Annotated in this window: 17 protein-coding genes; 10 read left to right on the forward strand and 7 right to left on the reverse strand. The window is 61.2% G+C overall.

Translation table 11 applies throughout. From position 1 onward, the window contains the following. Positions 1-218: 218 nt before the first annotated feature. Positions 219-638 (reverse strand): hypothetical protein, encoded by a 420-nt coding sequence (locus tag M0D69_RS07635; protein ID WP_301781446.1) that lies wholly within the window; start codon positions 636-638, stop codon positions 219-221. A gap of 367 nt (positions 639-1,005) precedes the next feature. Here M0D69_RS07635 and M0D69_RS07640 point away from each other — a divergent pair, with 367 nt between their 5' ends. The 4 genes from M0D69_RS07640 to fumC all read left to right on the forward strand — a co-directional run bounded on the left by M0D69_RS07640 (position 1,006) and on the right by fumC (position 6,533). After that, on the forward strand, positions 1,006-1,227 hold the full coding sequence (locus tag M0D69_RS07640) for an RNA-binding S4 domain-containing protein (RefSeq protein ID WP_301781447.1): 222 nt from the start codon (positions 1,006-1,008) through the stop codon (positions 1,225-1,227). A 283-nt stretch (positions 1,228-1,510) separates the two neighbouring features. Further along, the gene (locus M0D69_RS07645; RefSeq protein ID WP_301781448.1) at positions 1,511-2,935 is read left to right on the forward strand and encodes an MATE family efflux transporter; all 1,425 of its coding nucleotides are present in this window, start codon (positions 1,511-1,513) and stop codon (positions 2,933-2,935) included. A gap of 410 nt (positions 2,936-3,345) precedes the next feature. Further along, complete coding sequence (locus M0D69_RS07650; RefSeq protein ID WP_301781449.1) at positions 3,346-5,064, forward strand: phospholipase D family protein; 1,719 nt, start codon at positions 3,346-3,348, stop codon at positions 5,062-5,064. Positions 5,065-5,138: 74 nt separating this feature from the next. Beyond that, positions 5,139-6,533: a class II fumarate hydratase gene (gene fumC / locus M0D69_RS07655; RefSeq protein WP_301781450.1), complete on the forward strand. Its 1,395-nt coding sequence runs from the start codon at positions 5,139-5,141 to the stop codon at positions 6,531-6,533. A gap of 326 nt (positions 6,534-6,859) precedes the next feature. Here the strand turns inward: fumC and M0D69_RS07660 are convergent, their stop codons facing one another. Then, complete coding sequence (locus tag M0D69_RS07660) at positions 6,860-7,405, reverse strand: acyl-CoA thioesterase (protein ID WP_301781451.1); 546 nt, start codon at positions 7,403-7,405, stop codon at positions 6,860-6,862. A 91-nt stretch (positions 7,406-7,496) separates the two neighbouring features. Next, complete coding sequence (locus M0D69_RS07665) at positions 7,497-7,640, reverse strand: hypothetical protein (RefSeq protein ID WP_301781509.1); 144 nt, start codon at positions 7,638-7,640, stop codon at positions 7,497-7,499. 160 nt (positions 7,641-7,800) lie between these two features. Here M0D69_RS07665 and M0D69_RS07670 point away from each other — a divergent pair, with 160 nt between their 5' ends. Beyond that, on the forward strand, positions 7,801-8,568 hold the full coding sequence (locus M0D69_RS07670) for a helix-turn-helix transcriptional regulator (RefSeq protein WP_301781452.1): 768 nt from the start codon (positions 7,801-7,803) through the stop codon (positions 8,566-8,568). Between the two features lie 148 nt (positions 8,569-8,716). On the opposite strand, the gene M0D69_RS07675 is transcribed toward M0D69_RS07670, so the two are convergent. After that, on the reverse strand, positions 8,717-9,550 hold the full coding sequence (locus M0D69_RS07675; protein ID WP_301781453.1) for a thymidylate synthase: 834 nt from the start codon (positions 9,548-9,550) through the stop codon (positions 8,717-8,719). A gap of 459 nt (positions 9,551-10,009) precedes the next feature. Next, positions 10,010-11,386 (reverse strand): sigma-54 dependent transcriptional regulator, encoded by a 1,377-nt coding sequence (locus tag M0D69_RS07680; RefSeq protein WP_301781454.1) that lies wholly within the window; start codon positions 11,384-11,386, stop codon positions 10,010-10,012. Positions 11,387-11,901: 515 nt separating this feature from the next. Here M0D69_RS07680 and M0D69_RS07685 point away from each other — a divergent pair. The 3 genes from M0D69_RS07685 (at position 11,902) to M0D69_RS07695 (ending at position 14,900) form a co-directional block, all read left to right on the forward strand. Continuing rightward, positions 11,902-12,429 carry a hypothetical protein gene (locus M0D69_RS07685; protein WP_301781455.1) on the forward strand — a complete coding sequence of 176 codons (528 nt, stop codon included), beginning with the start codon at positions 11,902-11,904 and terminating at the stop codon, positions 12,427-12,429. Between the two features lie 367 nt (positions 12,430-12,796). Next, the gene (locus M0D69_RS07690) at positions 12,797-14,323 is read left to right on the forward strand and encodes a sigma-54 dependent transcriptional regulator (protein WP_301781456.1); all 1,527 of its coding nucleotides are present in this window, start codon (positions 12,797-12,799) and stop codon (positions 14,321-14,323) included. A 76-nt stretch (positions 14,324-14,399) separates the two neighbouring features. After that, entirely contained in the window at positions 14,400-14,900 is a 501-nt protein-coding gene (locus tag M0D69_RS07695) for a dihydrofolate reductase (protein WP_301781457.1), read from the forward strand. Positions 14,901-14,990: 90 nt separating this feature from the next. Here the strand turns inward: M0D69_RS07695 and pmbA are convergent, their stop codons facing one another. Then, positions 14,991-16,361, reverse strand: a complete 1,371-nt coding sequence (pmbA, locus tag M0D69_RS07700; protein WP_301781458.1) for a metalloprotease PmbA — start codon at positions 16,359-16,361, stop codon at positions 14,991-14,993. Positions 16,362-16,774: 413 nt separating this feature from the next. Between pmbA and yjgA the strand changes: the two genes are divergently transcribed. After that, positions 16,775-17,425 (forward strand): ribosome biogenesis factor YjgA, encoded by a 651-nt coding sequence (gene yjgA / locus M0D69_RS07705; RefSeq protein ID WP_301781459.1) that lies wholly within the window; start codon positions 16,775-16,777, stop codon positions 17,423-17,425. Further along, positions 17,409-18,029, forward strand: coding sequence for a molybdopterin adenylyltransferase (gene mog / locus M0D69_RS07710; RefSeq protein WP_301781460.1), 621 nt, complete (start codon positions 17,409-17,411; stop codon positions 18,027-18,029). The genes yjgA and mog overlap by 17 nt, the downstream gene beginning before the upstream one ends. A gap of 23 nt (positions 18,030-18,052) precedes the next feature. Here mog and orn read toward each other — a convergent pair whose 3' ends face one another. Then, entirely contained in the window at positions 18,053-18,673 is a 621-nt protein-coding gene (orn, locus tag M0D69_RS07715; protein WP_301781461.1) for an oligoribonuclease, read from the reverse strand. Between the last annotated feature and the right edge of the window lie 59 nt (positions 18,674-18,732).

The raw sequence follows: 18,732 nt of genomic DNA on the forward strand, positions 1-18,732 counted from the left end.
GTCGGTGACGGAGTTAAGCGTAAGCACGTCGCATGGGCTTTAAAAACGGGTGACGCACACTGTATATCCATACAACTCCACCATGCAAGCGCCTGATGCAGCAGGCTTTTGGCCCCATAAAGACGAAGGCCCGGCGCGCTTGCGCGCGCCGGGCCTTCGTCGTTTCACCGCAGCGGAGTCAACCGCAAATCAGTCCGCTTCCTTCGCGTTTGTAGGGCTTAGTGCTGCAGGCCCGTGTCCTTCGGCGTAATTGGCTCGGCGGCCTTCAGATCGTCGTTGGCGGTCTGGTTGTCAGCCTTCTTGTTGATCTTGGCGTTGCGCACTTGCTCCTTGTATTGCGCCTTCGCTTCCTTGGTCGTCGCCTTCAACTCCTGCTTCGAGGCCTTCTTCGACGCCTTGTATTCAGCGCTCGCCTGCGCGCTGGCATTGCGCTTCTGGACCAGCGGATCGGTCGACGCCGGTGCGACGAGATTCTGCGGTGCCGGCGCAGCCTGCGCTGCCGGTGCGGCTTGTGCGGCTTGTGCGGAAATCTGGCCGCTGGCATCGGCGGCGGGTTGTGCGGTCTGCGCAAACGCGGACGCGGACAAACCCATCGCGACAAAAGCAGTACTCAACAGCATTTTCTTGGCTTGCGACATGTTCAGTTCCTCTCTGGCAGTTTTTATTCCGGGTGGTCGAATGCAATCCATCGCAAACGACCGCGGCGCCAAGCGATGTGTGTTGTGTCCTGAACACCGCTCTGAGCACAGCGCGCCGCAAATACCCGTCTACACTTCTAATGACCGGCACAAACAGGCATAAACGCGCCGATCACTATTACTGACCCGGCTCCGGACGTTCGAGTTCGCCAAAACCTGTCATTGTTACCGACGGTTTCACTTCCTGACAAATTGCAAACTGCCGAACGAGCCGGCATCCGGGCGTCTGGCTGTAGACGCACGTGGCGTGCCCGGCTGGTTTATCATGGGCGCCCTTTCCGCCCCCAACCTTGCGAAGACCGCTCACATGCCGCGACTCGAATTCACGCTCACGGGCGATTACGTCGAACTGCACAACCTGCTCAAGCTGATGGGCCTCGCCGACAGCGGCGGCTCGGCGAAAGCACGCGTCGCTGAGGGCGAGGTGAAGGTCGACGGCAAAATCGAGCTACGCAAAACGTGCAAGATCCGCGCGGGCCAGACGGTTCTCATCGACGACACGATGATCAAGGTTCAAAAGCCGAAATGATCCGCATGGGCGAAACCGGAACCACGCGAAATACCGCTTCGTGATCGACATAATCGCGATCAGGCAATAAGCTAGATAGCTTTCGTTCCCTTTCGCCGCTTTCAGCTGGTTGACGTTTCAAGCTAATTTTTCAGAGTCAGCTTTCAAGCTGGCGTGTTTTAGTCCAATAGGCTGAAGCGCGGCCGGAACGAACGGGCGATGCAGGACCGGTAACGGTTTGCTGCATCGCCCGTTGCCGTTTTTGCACTGTTTTGCCGTGCAGCAAGCATTCAGATAACCCGTCATGCCAACAAGATCAAATCGCGCAAACGCGCCGCCCACCCTTTCCCGTCACGCCGTCGATACCGCTAGGCTCGCCGCGCCGCTCGCCATCTCGCAGCTGTCGCAAATGGCGATGGGCGTCACCGATACCATCCTGCTCGGCTCACTCGGCCCCGATTCCCTCGCAGCCGGCGGCCTGGGCGCAAACCTGTTTTTTGTCGTCGTGGTGCTGCTGCAGGGCGTGCTGACGTCGGTGAGCGTATCGGTCTCGCATGCGCGCGGCGCGAATGCCGATCACCTCGTGCCGAACATCTACTGGACCGGGCTGGTACTGGCCCTGCTGCTCGCGATCCCCGCGTTTGCGCTGCTGAGCTTCGCGGAGCCGATCCTGCTCGCGTTCCACGAGCCCGCCATGCTGGCCAGAAACGTCGGCGAGTATTGCGAGGTGTTGCGTTGGGGCGCGCCGGGCAGCTTGATCGGGATCGGCATGATGCGCGCGTTCCTGCCGGCTATCGGTGCGGCGAAGCGGCTGCTGTGGGTATCGATCGGCGGTGTGTTCGTGAACGCGTTTCTCAACTACGGCCTGATTCACGGCGCCTACGGCTTGCCCGAACTCGGTTTTCTCGGCTCGGCGGTCGCCACCACGATTACCGTCTGGGCGACGGCGCTCGTGCTGATCGCGTTCCTGCATTTGCGGCCGCGGTACCGGCATTTTGTCGTCGCGTCGCGGCCGCGCCTGCCGCTGATGGGCGAATTGTTCGGGATCGGCTGGCCGGTCGCGATCACATATGGTGTCGAATCCACGCTGTTTCTCGCCACCGGCATGACTATCGGCACGCTCGGCGAAGCGCCGCTCGCGGCGCACCAGATCGCGCTGAACGTGGCGTCGGTGGCGTTCATGGTGCCGCTGGCCATCGGCCAGGCGGCGAACGTGCGCGTCGGCTACTGGATCGGCGCGGGGCAGCCGCTGGCCGCACGCCATGCCGGGTTCGTAGCGATCGCTCTGGGCGTGGCGTTCATGGCGTTGTCGGGGTGCGTACTGGTGCTGGCGCCGCACGCGATCGTCGGGCTGTATCTTCGTCTCGACGACCCGAAGAACGCGCAGACTGTCGCGCTGGCCGCGTCGCTGCTCGGCGTGGCGGCCGTGTTCCAGATCGTCGATGGCATGCAGACGGTCGCATCTGGCGTGCTGCGCGGGCTCAAGGACACGCGTGTGCCCATGCTCGCGGCAGCCCTCGGTTACTGGGGCATCGGCTTTCCGACGGGCTACATGCTGGCGTTTCACTTCGGCGGCGGCACGAAGGGTTTGTGGTGGGGGCTGGCTGCGGGACTGGCGAGCGTCGCCGTGTTGATGACCATTCGCTTCGATCGCATGAGCCGGCGTTTGGTCAGGCATGGCATGCTTGAGCAAGGGAAATCCGGGCAGGCGTCGCGGAACACGGCCTGAAGCGCCTGCCACGGCATAAGATAAGCAGACATCGTTGGTTGGAACCGCAGCGGCGTGAAGATATGATTAAGCCGTCTCCTTGAGACTCATCCAGTAACAGGGGTATTGGGCCCGCTTCGTCGAAGCGGGCTTTTTTTCGTGTGCACGTTTCCTTGCGATGGCGAATCGCGCGTTGGACAGATCGACGCTGGCCGCGACAAAGCACGCCAGCACCGATGCACGCCTTGCAGAACCCACGCCCAATCCGCTTTTTCGCCAATCGACCCGTCCGCCGTGTCCGTACCCGATTTCCCATAAAATGACCGGGCATGATCCTCGGCGCACTCCCGCGAGATCCGGTGCCGCACGCAGCAACAACGAGCGCAACAACCGCTGGCAAGTTAGAAAAATCGCTCGGGCAAACAAGAGGAATGGACGTGTCGGAAAGCAGCAGGCAGTTATCGATAACCCAAGCCGCGCAAGTTTCAAACCAGTCAATCATTGCAGCGCGCATCCAACGCACACCACCGCTTTCGCGTGGCCTCGCGTTCGCTGTGGCCGCGCTCACGGCGCTGGCGCTCAGCGCCTGCGCTGCGCGCCCTCCCGCGACCGCGTTCGACCGCCCCGCCACGCACGCGCTACCCGCTACCGCCGCTACCGCCGCTACGCCGCTACGCACCGCCCTCGCGCCGAAGGAAGCCGCGCATCCCGGCGAGTCCGGCGTGCGGCTGCTTCCCACCGGCACCGAGGCGTTGCAGGCGCGCATTGCGCTCGCCCGCGCGGCGACGAAGACGCTCGACATGCAGTACTACATCGCGAACGAGGACAACACGGGCAAGCTGCTGCTCGGCGCCGCGCTTTACGCGGCGGATCGCGGAGTGAAGGTGCGCATGCTCGTCGACGACCTGAACTTCAAGGACATCGACCAGATCATGGCCGTGCTGAATTCGCATGACAACATCGATATCCGCGTGTTCAATCCGTTCGGCAGCGCGTCGCGGAGTTTCGGCGAACGCACACGCAACCTGTTCACGAACGTCGATCATTTCACCCGCCGGATGCACAACAAGGCGATGATCGCGGACAACCAGATCGCGATCGTGGGCGGCCGTAATCTCGGCGATGAATACTTCAGCGCGAGCGCAACCCTTCAGTTCCGCGATCTTGATGCATTCGTGGCCGGCCCGGTGACGCAAGAGATATCGGCAAGTTTCGACGACTACTGGAACAGCTCGATTGCGTATCCGTTGCACGCGCTGAACCGCCAAGAATTCGATCCCGCCGATCTCGACAAGACCCGCGCCGATCTGCGCCAGCATTGGAAGACCCAAGCCGATCCACTGAACGCCAAGCCGCTCAACGCCACGCCGATTGCCCAGCAAATCGCGCAGGACGGACTTGGCCTGACTTGGGCGCGCACGGATTTCGAAGCCGATTCGCCGGTGAAGATCGAACATCCCGACAAGGATTACAAAAGCCCGCCCATGCAGCGCCTGATCGAACTGGCGAACCAGGCGCGCAGCGATGTCCTCATCATCTCGCCGTATTTCGTGCCGCACGATGCAGGCGTGAAGGCGCTTGGCGCATTGACCGGGCGCGGCGTGAAAGTGAAAGTGCTGACCAATTCGCTGGCGGCCACCGACGCCGTCGCGGTGCAGGCGGGTTATGCGCCGTATCGCGTACCGATGCTTACGGCCGGCGTAGAGTTATACGAGTTCAAGCCCGTGCAGGCCCAGGGCGATGGCCGCGCACGCGCCGGGCTGTTCGGCTCGCAATCGCGCGCAAGCCTGCATGCCAAGGCTTATGTGATCGATCGCAGTATCCTCGTGATTGGATCGATGAATCTGGACCCGCGCTCGGCATCGCTCAATACTGAACTCGCGCTCGTGATCTACAGCAAGCAAATCGCGAACGAAGCGGCGCAACTGTTCGATGCCGGCGTCGCACCGGCGAAAGCGTACCGTGTGGAACTTGCTTCGCCTGCAGTGCTTGCGGGCCTGAAGAACACCGGCTCGCCGATGTCCCCGCTCATCTGGACCACCGAGGACGAGGGCGTGGTGCATACCTATAATTTCGATCCGCAAGCGGGTCTGTATCGCAACGTGCTGACGGGTTTATTCACGCTGCTGCCCGTCGACTCACAGCTTTGAGTTTTTAGATTCTGAATGTGCAGGCAAATCGAATTCAAACCCGAACCTGAAGCAACGCGAAGGAGCATGAAGCCATGACGGACGACGTAAGACTCGAGAAGGACACTTTCGGCGAAATCGCCGTGCCGAATTCAAAACTCTGGGGCGCGCAAACGCAGCGCTCCTTGCAGAACTTCAAGATTTCAAGCGAGAAGCAGTCGCCGGAACTGATCAATGCGCTCGCGATCGTGAAGCGGGCATCGGCTGAAGTAAACACCGAACTCAAAGTGCTCGATGCCGATAAAGCGCAGGGGATCATCGCCGCCGCCGACGAGATCCTGGCAGGCATTCATCCCGATGAATTCCCGCTCGCCGTGTGGCAAACGGGTTCCGGCACGCAGACCAACATGAACCTCAACGAGGTGATCGCGAACCGGGCAAGCGAGCTGATGGGCGGCGAGCGCGGCGAAGCGCGCAAGGTGCATCCGAACGACGACGTGAATCGCGGGCAATCGTCGAACGACGTGTTCCCGACCGCCATGCATATTGCCGCCGCAGTCGCGATCGTCAAGCATCTCGTGCCTTCTTTGAAGACCTTGCGCGAGACGCTTCATCAAAAATCAAAGGCGTTCGATTCGATCGTGAAAATCGGCCGCACGCATTTGCAGGACGCGACGCCGCTCACGCTCGGACAAGAGTTCTCGGGTTATGTCGCGCAACTGGACCAGGGCATCCGGCACGTCGAGTCGACCTTGCCGCATCTCTATCAGCTGGCACTGGGCGGCACGGCGGTCGGCACCGGTCTGAATGCGCATCCCGAGTTTGCGGTGAAGGTCGCCGGCGTGATCGGCAAGCTCACCGGCTTGCCCTTCGAAACCGCGCCGAACAAGTTCGAAGTGATGGCCGCCGCTGACGCGCTCGTGTTCGCGCACGGCGCGTTGAAAACCATCGCGGCGAGCTTGATGAAGATCGCCAACGACATCCGCTGGCTCGCGAGCGGGCCGCGTTGCGGGTTGGGAGAGTTGTCGATTCCCGAGAACGAACCGGGCAGTTCGATCATGCCGGGCAAGGTCAATCCGACCCAATCCGAAGCCGTCACCATGCTGTGCTGCCAGGTGTTTGGCAATGACGTTGCGGTGAATATCGGCGGGGCGAGCGGCAATTTCGAGCTTAACGTGTTCCGCCCGATGATCGCGCACAACGTGCTGCAATCGGTTCGTCTACTCGCCGATGGCACGCAAAGTTTCAACGATAACTGCGCGGTCGGGATCGAGCCGAACGCGTCGCGCATCGACAGTTTGCTGAATGAATCGCTGATGCTCGTGACGGCGCTGAATCCGCACATCGGTTATGACAAGGCCGCGAAGATTGCTAAGAAGGCGCACAAGGAAGGCACGACGCTCAAAGCAGCCGCGCTCGCGCTCGGTTACGTGACCGACGCGCAATTCGATGAATGGGTGAAGCCCGAAGAGATGGTCGGGAAGAAGTAAGGCAGGCGTATTGAACGCAGCGGTTGATGTCATTCGTGCGTCCTCAACCGCTGCGGCTGCTTACCTTGCGGATGCGTTGCCGCAAGAATCAGCGAGGTCAGACCCTGGCCGAAACCCAGTTCGCAGTATTTGAATTTGTGACGGCTCCCCGGCCTCTGAAGGCCCGGGGCTTCCTCCCCAGAGTGCAAGAGGATCTTTTATGGCACGCGGCAGAAACAACGTCAGCCGCCCTGCGGGCGACCGCTAAATCGTACTGACTCGTACTGATTTTTGCGACTCACCGGTGCAACAGGCTCCTCCGGCGCATTGCACCGGCGGTCCCTTCCTTACACCGTCCCTGCCGCCACTTCTTCCGGTTTCAATTCCACAATAGCGTCAAGCGCGTCCTTCACGTCCATCACGTATTTCGCGAGCCGTTTCTGCTCGTCGGTCACAGGCACAAACGACGGCACCGGCACGGGCTTGCCCTGTTCATCGACAGCGACAAACACCATCAGGCAATCCGTTGTCTGCTGCAGCTCTCCGCTCTTCGGGTCCCCCGCATGCACCGATATATGCAAATGCATGCTCGTGCGCCCCGTCGCTACCACGCGCGCGCGCAATTCCACCAGATAACCCACCATGATCGGCCGCCGAAACCGGATATTGCCCACGCTCACCGTCACGCAGTACCGGCCGGACCACACGGCCGCGCACGCATACGCGGTTTCGTCGATCCACTTCATCAACGCCCCGCCGTGGACCTTGCCGCCGAAGTTGACCGAAGTCGGCTCGGCGAGAAAGCGAAAGGTGGTTTCGGACCGATCGGGCTTGAGGGCGCCGGCGGTGGACGGGAGAGCAGGCGCTGCGTTCGGCGCGGCTGAAGTGGTCATGGCGAAATGGGGCGAACCCGGCAATTGGAGTTGCCGAATTATACGAGGCACAAAAACGAGGCACAAAAAGCTGCCCGCAGCTTCGCTTGGCTTACTTGCGCACGGACACGCCCTGGTCGATCACGCCATACATGGTGATGCTGCTCGACCCGCCGGCAGACGACGATGACCCTGATGTGCCCGCGCAGCCCGCGCACACCACCACAAGCAGCGTGAACACCATGATTTTCAACATATGCATCCTTGATACGACCGCCCCTTCAGGAGAATCACCATTCTAGCGCGCGGCTTCCTGCGCTCGCATCAAGGGATCGGCGCTGCATCGATACTTCACGCTCCGATGAAACATCGCGTGCAACAAGCGGCTAAAGTGGAGCTTACTCAAGGAGGCTTTCATGACGCTCAACCACGACGACGCCCGTCCGTTTCCCGGTTTGTCGCGAATCGGCTCACTGCTCGCCGACCCGGGCCGCGCCGCGATGCTCTGGTCGCTCATGGACGGATGCGCCCGGCCCGCCGGCGAACTGACGATGATTGCCGGAATCTCGCCATCGGCGGCGAGCGGCCATTTCTCCCGGCTTGTCGAAAGCGGTTTGCTCGCGCTCGAGATCAGCGGGCGGCATCGCTATTACCGCATCGCAACACCGGACATCGCGATGGCAATCGAAGCGCTCGCAAATCTGGCGCAGGCCAGTGCGCCGTTGCGCGAGCCGGCGGAAGCGCACCGGCAGGCGCCGCGGCGGGCCTCGGCCGTACCGCTCGATATGCGTTACGCCCGGACCTGCTACGACCATCTGGCCGGCGAACTCGCTGTGCGGCTGTTCGACCGGATGTTGAAGTCAAAATGGCTGGAGGTTGCAGCGGGCGCGCCGTCCGGATCGCAGCGGCCCGGCCCCACGGCACTGGATGCAACGCCGCAAGGATTGAATGAATTCGCCCGGCTCGGCATCGATCTCGCGGCACAAAAAGCGCGGCGGCGGCGCTTCGCGTGCACGTGCATCGACTGGAGCGAACGCCGCCCGCATCTTGGCGGTGCGCTGGGCGCGGCGTTCCTCGATGCCTGCACGGAACATCGCTGGCTTGAGACAACGTCCAAACGGCGCGTCCTGCGGGTCACGCCGGCCGGTGAGCAGCACTTCGCTGCCGTTCTCGCTGATGCCTGACGGTCGTGGAAATATTTCTTGCGCGAATCCGCGACCGAAATAACGGAGCAGATCCCGCTACCCGATGTTCAACATCGTTACGCCTTGATGTTTTAAAGGGTACATCTCCCGGCTCCGGACAATCGGAGCCGGGACATGCAAAGCCCTTTTAAACCGCGATGGGCGCCTTGATGCCCGGATGGTATTGATACCCTTCGATCACGAAGTCGTCGTACTGGTAATCGAAGATGGACTCGGGTTTTCTTGCCAGCTTGAGCACCGGCAAAGGATGAGGCGCGCGGCTCAATTGCAGGTCCACCTGCTCCAGATGGTTCAGATAGATGTGGCAGTCGCCACCGGTCCAGACAAGTTCACCCACATCCAGATCGCATTGCTGCGCCAGCATGTGCGTCAACAACGCGTAACTCGCGATGTTGAACGGCGTGCCGAGAAACACGTCCTGGCTGCGGCAATACAGCAGGCAACTCAGCTTGCCGTCGTTCACATAGAACTGTGCGAGGCAATGGCACGGCGCAAGCGCCATTTTGCCGGCACGGGCGTTATCGACCGGCGACATGGATTCGTCGGGGAAATCCGCCAGGTTCAATGCGGTCAGCATCAGCCGCCGTGAATTCGGGCGCGTCTTGATCTGATGCACGAGCGCGCTCACCTGATCGACCACCGTACCGTCGCTCTTTGGCCAGAAGCGCCATTGATGCCCGTACACCGGACCGAGGTTGCCGTTTTCATCGGCCCATTCGTCCCAGATGGTCACGCCGTTCTCGTTCAGATACTTGATGTTCGTATCGCCGTTCAGGAACCACAGCAGTTCGTACACCACGCTCTTCATGTGGATGCGTTTGGTCGTCACGATCGGAAAACCCGCGGCCAGATCGAATCGCAATTGACGGCCGAACGTGCTGATCGTCCCCGTGCCGGTCCGGTCCATTTTGCGAGCGCCGCGTTCGAGAATGTCTTTGAGCAGTTCTTGATACTGGATCATGGGAAAGGTCGTTCGTAAAGAAGTGGCGTATCGCTATTTTGGCAGAAGATTGGCCGGCCATTTGGCCCGGCCCGCAGCGGCGGATACGCACGCGCCAGACGCCGCATTTACAGCCTTCAGGCGCAAGCGCAGGGTTCGGGTTGGTTTAGCGGGAACACTGTTCATACATACAGTATAAGTATTCCTAAGCCACTCAGGCAATCATCTGGCGCGCTCTCCATCTCCGGCCTGAAGGCCGAGGTCTTTCGCGCAACCTGATAAAACCAAACCACGATTTTACCAAGCGCCGGAGTGCAAGGTGGTTATGAGGGGAGACCGTGCATGCGATCCGCGGCCGTTCGGGCGAACGCCGGGTAGGGAGAAATTAAGCGAACAACATGCAGCGCGGCTGCGTAGATGCACGCCGCTTATGCGGCGCGTAAGCACGCTTATTCACGCGCTTACGCGGCTGGTTCGGCCTTAGCCGCGCGTCACGTGCTCCGTCGGTGCATCGACTTCAATGTGCCGCATGCCATGCGCGCTCAGCAACCGGTACAGCGTCACCCGCGAAATGCCGAGTTCCTGCGCGGCGTCGCCCAGACGCCCACGATGGCGCAGCAAAGCGAGTTCGATAGCCTGCCGTTCCGCGGCCTCTCGCGCCTGCGCCAGCGACACTGGCGCCACTTCCACGTACTCGCCGAGTTCGAGGTCGCGCGCGCTGATCTGCCGCCCTTCCGACATCACGATGGCGCGACGCACGCGGTTGATCAACTCGCGTACATTGCCCGGCCAGCCATAGTTGTGAATTGCGGCGATCGCATCGGGCGCAAAACCGCGCAGACGCCGGCTCGCGTCCTTTTTGAAGCGGTCGAGCATGTGCTTCGCGAGCAACTCGATGTCCTTACCACGCGCCCGCAGCGGCGGTTCGTCGATTTGCAGCACGCACAACCGGTGATACAGGTCGGCACGAAACCGCCCTTCGATCATAGCCGTCTGCATGTCCACGTGCGTGGCGGAAATGATGCGCACGTCCACCGGCGTGGAGCCATGCCCGCCGAGCCGCTCGACCTTGCGCTCCTGCAGGAACCGCAACAGGCTTGCCTGGCTTTCGAGCGGCAAGTCGCCGATTTCATCGAGGAACAGCGTACCGCCGTTAGCCGCTTCCACGCGGCCGATCTTGCGTTGATTCGCACCGGTAAACGCACCGCGCTCATACCCGAACAGTTCCGATTGCAACAGGTGAGCGGGAATCGCACCGCAATTGATGGCGACGAACGGCTGATCGCGCCGTGCCGAGCGTTCGTGAATGGCGACTGCGGTAAGTTCCTTGCCGGTACCGGACTCGCCCGAGATGAACACCGGTGCGTCGGTCATGGCGACCTTGCGAATAGAGCGGAACAACGCAAGCATGGCGTCGCACGAACCGACCATCTCGCCTTCGGCGCGGCCGTCGCGTGCATCGTTCGATGCGTTCTCGTGAAGCGCCACCATTCCATAGGCATGGCCGACGGCGTCGACCACGCGATCATTCGATGTGGGCAAGGTGACGTAGTCGAAGCAGTAGTCGCGAATCAGCCGACGCACAGCTGCGTCTTCAAGCTGGCCCGTCACGGTTGCAGCCACCCAGCCGACATTGGTCAGCGTGAGCGACGCTTCGAGCGCTACAAGTTCATGTGCTTCAAAACTGCTCGACAGATCCAGCAAGCCGCCGGTTGCCAGGTCACTGCGAAGCCAGCGACGTGCGTCCTTCGCGTTCGATACCACCTCTATGTGCCAGCCCCTCTCCTCAAACCGAGCACACAAAGGCGCGCTCGGGTCACGAGTCACGTAGATTAGTTGCCGCCGAGCGACTTCCATTGTTCTGATCCTTTCGTCAACGGTCGTTGAAAAGGTCGCGCCGGTAATTGCCCTCAACCACGCTGCAGACGTCGAAGACTCGCATCCCCAAGCGAACGGTCATTCGGAAAACTGCAAACGGTGAAACCCCGGAAGCGACGAGTGCTGTCGCGCGGTTCTATGCGAACCTGTTTTGTTTCTGATGCTGTTTTTGAGAGACTACTATAAAGCGAATACTTCGAAAACAAATATCCGCAACAATGTCTTCCTTCCCCGTCCTGAAGCGCTGCCACTGTACGTTTCAATGGCGTCACAGCTTTTTAATAAGCAGTTTGCAAATAGTTTAAACAAGACAATAGCATTTACGCAATTTCCGATAAAAATAGCCGTTAACCGTCTCTCGTTTCAACTGTGAAACGTTTTCGTCTTTTTTCTCATTCGGCTTTTCAGCCAGCTTGCCGCTCGCCCAATAACATCAACGGTATCCGCGTGATGGCATATGTTTCGCTCAATGAGGACGAATCAGGGAGACCGCCATGGAAAGCACCGGCTGCGTCATCGAATGGGAAAATAATGCGACAAGACATAAGTTTGCCGCCATTAGTACCATGTGGTTTGTACTGAGCAGCTCAGCCGCTAACGTTTGCGCACAGAATATCGCGGACGAGGATCGTCTGATCCAACCCGCCGTCCAGCCACTCGTGTCCGAATATGAAACATTTGCGGCCCGGCCAAAACCGCCAGCCATCGTTATGGGAAAAACTATTGGAGGCTCCGATGCTGGCGAAGCCGCATCGAACGGGCGCATTATTGTTAATCCTGTAATGGAACAGGGCGAGCCTGCGTCGATCCAGCCCATTGCGTCGGCGCCACTGACGATGCACGCCGACACCACCCTTGAAAAAGTCACGGCGACCAAGGAAGCGTCACCGTGCACCACGCATACGAACAGCGTCACGCTTTGGGACGAGATCGCGCCACCGGTGCCTGCGCCCGTTCCTGACACGGCCACGCGCGCCACACCGGGTGATGTTGCGAACGTGGGTACGCAGCGAACGCAGTAGCTGGAAATTTGCAAAATAGTGCGAGGCAGATCGTCTGAGGAGCGACAGCCGGACACTCGATGCAGTCACGCAACACGCACGTATCAGGATTTGAACAACACGCCGGACGGTAGGACACTAATCGTATTGCGCAGCGAGGAGCGAAGCCGGTCACCGCCGGCAAGCCGCGCAATACCGCGAGGAATGAACCCGCGGGCTTTACGCGTTTTCCCGTGCGCACGCTGCCAACGTGCGTCGCTGCGTAAAACCTGGGGTCCACTTCGGACAAATCTTGTCCCGCTCGACGGCCACATGATCGACAGCGCATCGCACCGCCGTGCCCGTCACGACACCGTCTCGCGCCCGTTAGAAAAAGAGGAGATCGCTCGTGCACGAATCCGCCCCTGTCTCCGCAACCGTGTCCGGCAAAAACACGCTTGCTTCAATGCCCGCAATACCCGCAATACCGTCGATGGCCTCGATGGCCGAGTTAAGCACCGGCACTTCCGGTCTTTCGGGTGTTCCCAGTCTTCCGATTACTGCGGCACTCCACGCGGCGCCGGCCGTTCGTAACCTGCTGTATATCGCTCAGGCGCCGAACCAGACACTGGTCTCATATCTGAAGGACCGCGGCTGGAAGGTATCGGCGGGTACGCTCGCCACGCAAGCCAGTGTGCTGAAAACCGATACACCCGTAGCCGGTATCGTCGATATGGTGGGATTCTCAGCGCGCGAACTGGCCGCGCTGGAACCCGCGCTGCGCCATCAGCAAGCTGGCTGGATCGCCCTCACCGACGACACGTGTCTCGCCGACCCTGTCGTCTGCCACATGATCCGGCATTACTGCTTCGACTTCGTGAAAGGCCCGGTCGCGCATGCGACCATCGGTTATCTCGTCGACCACGCGTACGGCATGGTGAGCCTCGGCGACATCGACCTGGCCGACACGCCGACCGTATTCGGCGACGAGCAGATGGTCGGCACCTGCGAAGCCATGCAGCAACTCTTTCGCACCATCCGCAAAGTCGCGAACACCGACGCGAACGTGTTCATCACCGGAGAATCCGGCACGGGCAAGGAGTTGACCGCCGTGGCCATCCACGAACGCTCGCCGCGTCGCAAGGGGCCGTTCGTCGCGATCAATTGCGGCGCGATCGGCAATGACCTGATTCAGTCGGAATTGTTCGGCTACGAGCGCGGTGCGTTCACGGGCGCACACCAGCGCAAGATCGGCCGGGTGGAAGAGGCCGACGGCGGCACCCTGTTCCTCGATGAAATCGGTGATCTTCCGATCGACAGCCAGGTGCATCTGCTGCGTTTCCTGCAGGAGCGCAAGATCGACCGGCTGGGTGGACATGACCCGGTCGCCGTCGACGTGCGCATCATTTCCGCGACCCACATCGATCTCGATGCAGCCATGGCCAGCGGCCGTTTTCGCACCGATTTGTTTCATCGGCTATGCGTGCTGCGCGTGGACGAACCGCCGCTGCGCGCGCGCGGCAAGGACATCGAGATTCTCGCGCTGCACGTGCTGCACAAGTTCAAGAGCGACGGCAGGCGCAAGATCCGCGGCTTCGCACCGTCGGCGATAGAGGCGATGTACAGCTACGCCTGGACCGGCAACGTGCGCGAGATGATCAACCGCGTGCGGCGCGCGATCGTGATGGCGGAGAACAAGCTCATCACCGCCGATGACCTCGGGCTCGGCCACTGCACCGGCATCGAGTCGACCACATTGGCCGCGGCCCGCGACGCCGCCGAGAAGCGCGCAATCGAGCTGACTTTGCTGCGGCATCGGCACAGGCTTAGCGAAGCGGCTGCGGAGTTGGGAATTTCGCGGGTCACGCTGTATCGGCTGATGGTCGCGCACGGGTTGCGGGGCGCGACGGCGGCGAGCGGAGCAGACGTGGCGTAAGAAGAGGGGTGGCGTCGGGCGTCGGGTAGAATCTGCGGCTTGATTTATCTTAATGCCGGATCCGGATATCCACACCATGACGACGCTGACCCTGATCGTCGCCCGCGCGCGCAACGGCGTGATCGGGCGCAACAACCAATTGCCCTGGCGCCTGCCCGAGGACCTCGCGTTCTTCAAACGCACGACGATGGGCGCGCCCATCGTGATGGGACGCAAGACGCACGAGTCCATCGGACGGGTGTTGCCGGGACGGCGCAACATCGTGCTCACGCGCGACGCCCAGCGCCGCTTCGATGGCTGCGATACGGTGACCGGGCTCGCCGACGCGTTGGAACTCGCCGCGCGCGACGGCGCGAGCGAAATATTCCTGATCGGCGGCGCTGAGTTGTTCCGCGAAGGATGGCCGCTGGCGCGAAAGCTGATCCTCACCGAGATCGATGCCGATTTCGAAGGCGATATCTCCATCGATGCACCCGATGCAGCCGTCTGGAAAGAGGTTTCGCGGGAAACGCATCGCGCGGGGGCGCCGAATGATTTCGACTATTCGTTCGTGGTCTATGAGCGGCGTGCGGCATAGTCGAACACGCTTCACGCTTTGCCAGTAAGGAAAAAAGCCCGGGACGGCGCTAACCGTCCCGGGCTTTCTTTTCCTCTTTCGCGGATTCTTTTACTGGCCCGCGATCGTCATCTTCTCGATCAGCACAGAGCCAATTTCCTTGTTGCCGCGCACGACCGTATCTGCGCCGATGGCCTCGATGTGCCGGAACATCTCCTGCAAGGTGCTGGCAACGGTGATCTCTTCAACCGGATACTGGATCTTGCCGTTCTCTACCCAGAATCCCGATGCGCCCCGCGAATAGTCGCCGGTGACGTAGTTCACGCCCTGCCCCATCAGCTCGGTCAGCAGCAACCCCGTGCCCAGCTTCTTGAGCATTTCCTCGAAGTTATCGCCCGGTTTCGTCAGCGAACTGCGCAGCGACAGGTTGTGCGAACCGCCTGCGTTGCCCGTCGTTTTCATACCGAGCTTGCGAGCCGAATACGTCGACAGGAAATAGCCTTGCACCACGCCGTCTTCCACCACGTTGCGGCGTTGCGTACGCACGCCTTCCTCGTCGAATGGCGCGCTGCCCATGCCGCCCTTCACATGCGGGTCCTCCAGCACCTGGATGTGCGGCGCGAACACCGGCTTGCCGAGGCTATCGACGAGAAACGTCGTCTTTCTATATAGTGCGCCGCCGCTCACCGCCTGCACGAACGCACCCAGGATGCCGGCCGCCAGCGGCGCTTCGAACATCACGCGGCATTTGCGGGTATCGAGCCCGCGCGCGCCCATGCGTGCCAGCGCGCGATGCGCTGCGTACCGGCCGATCGCTTCCGGCTCGGCGAGATCGGCGGCGTTGCGCTTCGATGTGTACCAGTCGTCGCGCTGCATGTCGCGCCCCGAACCCGCGATGGGCGCACACGCCACGTAATGGCGCGAGAACGGATAACCGCCCATGAACCCGCGCGACGTGGCCAGCACGAACTGCGAGTGCTGCGCCGAGACGCTCGCGCCTTCCGAGTTCTGAATGCGTTTATCGACGGCGAAGGCGGCATCTTCCGCGCGGCGGGCGAGATCGGCCGCTTCTTCGGCGTCGATGTCCCACGGGTGATAGAGATCGAGATCCTGCGGCGCCATTTCCAGCAGCTCCGCTTCGGCCAGGCCGGCAGCGCTGTCTTCGGCTGTGAAACGCGCGATGTTGTAGGCGGCGGCGACCGTATCTTTTAGCGCCGCGCGCGTGAAGTCCGAGGTGCTCGCATTACCGCGCTTATTGCCGATAAACACCGTCACGCCCACCATCTTGTCGCGATTGTGTTCGATGGTCTCGACTTCACCGCGCCGCACGCTCACCGATAGGCCGTCGCCTTCGGAGATCTCGGTGGCCGCGTCGGTCGCACCGAGCTCCTTCGCGTGCCGCAGGATATCGGACGCGATTTCCTTCAGCTCGTCCTGGGTGTGCGGAAAAAAGCGTTGCCTCACGTCCATATCTGCTGCCATTTTATGTCTGCCTGTGGGTGCTCGACGTGTCGAGCGTGTTCACGTTGTCGGTCGTGCTGACGGAGCGCGTTAGCGCCTGCCGTGCGCAGGGATGCAGCTTTATGACCGTTTCGTACATCGCACGATCATAGCAAGTTCGTTCGCACTCGGGGTTTGGTTTGAGGTTCTTGCAATCGTGGCGCTGGGTCGATGCCGAGTTGGTGGTTTGTGCGTCCGTGGCCGGTCTATTCTGGCTGTTCTCTTTATCACTATTAGCCACTGTGCGTGGCTAATAGTGATAAAAAAATCAGCTCACTCACGCAGACCACTTAAGGCTGAAAGCAGCAACCCGGCATCGACCCAGCCCCCCGCGCCAGCCGCCCCAAACCCAAAACCCCGAGTGCGAACGAAAGCCCCTCCGCTACAATACCGGGATGAACCGTAAAACCCGCACGCAACCCATCAACCCGGCCGAGGCCTCCGAACAGGACGGCAGCGAGCACGGCTACGACCGCCCCAGCAAATCCCAGCTCAAACGCGACATGCTCGCGCTCCAAGTGCTGGGCGTAACGCTGATCGAGCTGCCGAAAGACGCGCTCAAACGCATGCCGATGCCCGAAAAGCTCGACGACGCCGTACGCGACGCCCGCCGGATCACCGACCACGAAGGCAAGCGCCGGCAACTGCAGTATGTCGGGCGCGTCATGCGCTCGCTGACCGACGAGGAAACGGCAGCGCTGCGTACCGCGCTGGATTCATATCGCGGTGTAAACCGGGCTGAAACGGCCAAGCTGCACTGGATCGAACGCACCCGCGAAAAGCTGCTCGCCGACGACGCCGCCCTCACCGACTTCATCCGCCAGCACCCCGGTGTGGACCCGCAGGAAGGCCGCACGCTGATCCGCAACGCCCGCAAGGAACGAGAGCAGGCCAAACCGCCGCGCTATTTCCGCGAGCTATTCCAGTGGATCAAGACCGCGGCGGGCGTGGAAGACGAGCAAGACGAGAGCCTGAACGAAGGCGAAGCAGAAGACGATGGCGTCGAATTCCCGGAACGAGATAACGACGATGGCTACAAAGCGTAATCATCCGGACGAATTGGTGATCGGGTTGGTATCGATCAGCGACCGGGCCTCACAGGGCGTATACGAGGACAAAGGTATTCCCTCGCTGCAGGAATGGCTCACGGGCGCGCTGAGTTCGCCCTGGCGCGCGGAAACCCGGCTGATCCAGGACGACGCCGCGACCATCTCGGCCACGCTGATCGAACTCGTCGATGAAACCGGCTGTGACCTGATCCTGAGCACGGGCGGCACGGGCCCGTCGCGTCGCGACGTGACGCCTGAAGCCACGCTTGCCGTCGCCACGAAGCCGATGCCCGGTTTCGGCGAGCAGATGCGCCAGATCAGCCTGAACTTCGTGCCGACGGCGATTCTGTCGCGGCAAGTGGCGGTGATTCGCGAGACGGCAGATCATGCTGCGCTGATCGTGAATTTGCCCGGTCAGCCGAAATCGATCCGGGAAACGCTGGAAGGATTACGCGATGCTGACGGCAAGCCCAGGGTGCCGGGAATTTTTGCCGCCGTGCCTTATTGCATCGATCTGATCGGTGGGCCGTACATCGAAACGCGGCCTGAAGTGGTAGCCGCGTTCAGGCCGAAAAACGCGATCCGGCCGCCAACAGCCTGACCGGTTTTTCGCAACCCGGCCCGTTAAACCGGCGCGACGTTGCCGGTCGCCGACGGGATCAGGAAATGCTCGCGGTAATACTTGAGTTCGTCGATGGATTCGTGGATATCGGCGAGCGCGGTATGCATTGCGCGCTTCTGAAAACCCTTGTAGATGGCCGGCTGCCAACGGCGGCACAATTCCTTTAGCGTGCTCACATCGAGATTGCGATAGTGGAAAAACGTTTCCAGTTCCGGCATCCACCGGGCCATGAAACGCCGGTCCTGACAGATGGAATTGCCGCACATCGGCGACTTGCCCGGCGGGACGTACTGACCGAGGAATTCGCGGATTTGCCGCGTGGCTTCGGCCTCGTTCACCGTCGACGCCCGTACACGTTCCGTCAGCCCCGACCGGCCGTGCGTGTTGCGGTTCCACTCATCCATTTTGCCGAGCGCCGTTTCGTCCTGATGAATGGCGAGTACCGGGCCTTCCACAAGCTTGTCGAGCGTCGAATTCGTGACGACCACCGCAATTTCGATAATGCGGTCGGTATCAGGTTCGAGACCCGTCATTTCCATGTCGAGCCACACGAGGTTCATGTCGCTGCGAACAAGGTCCGACGAGCTGGCGGAAGAAGCGGGATCGAGCACGGGATCGGCCATATTAGGGCAACCTGAGAGGGGTTTGACGCCTTGCCAGGCGCGGTTTTGGATAACAAACA

Source organism: Caballeronia sp. SEWSISQ10-4 2 (genome assembly GCF_030464885.1).
GTDB lineage: Bacteria > Pseudomonadota > Gammaproteobacteria > Burkholderiales > Burkholderiaceae > Caballeronia.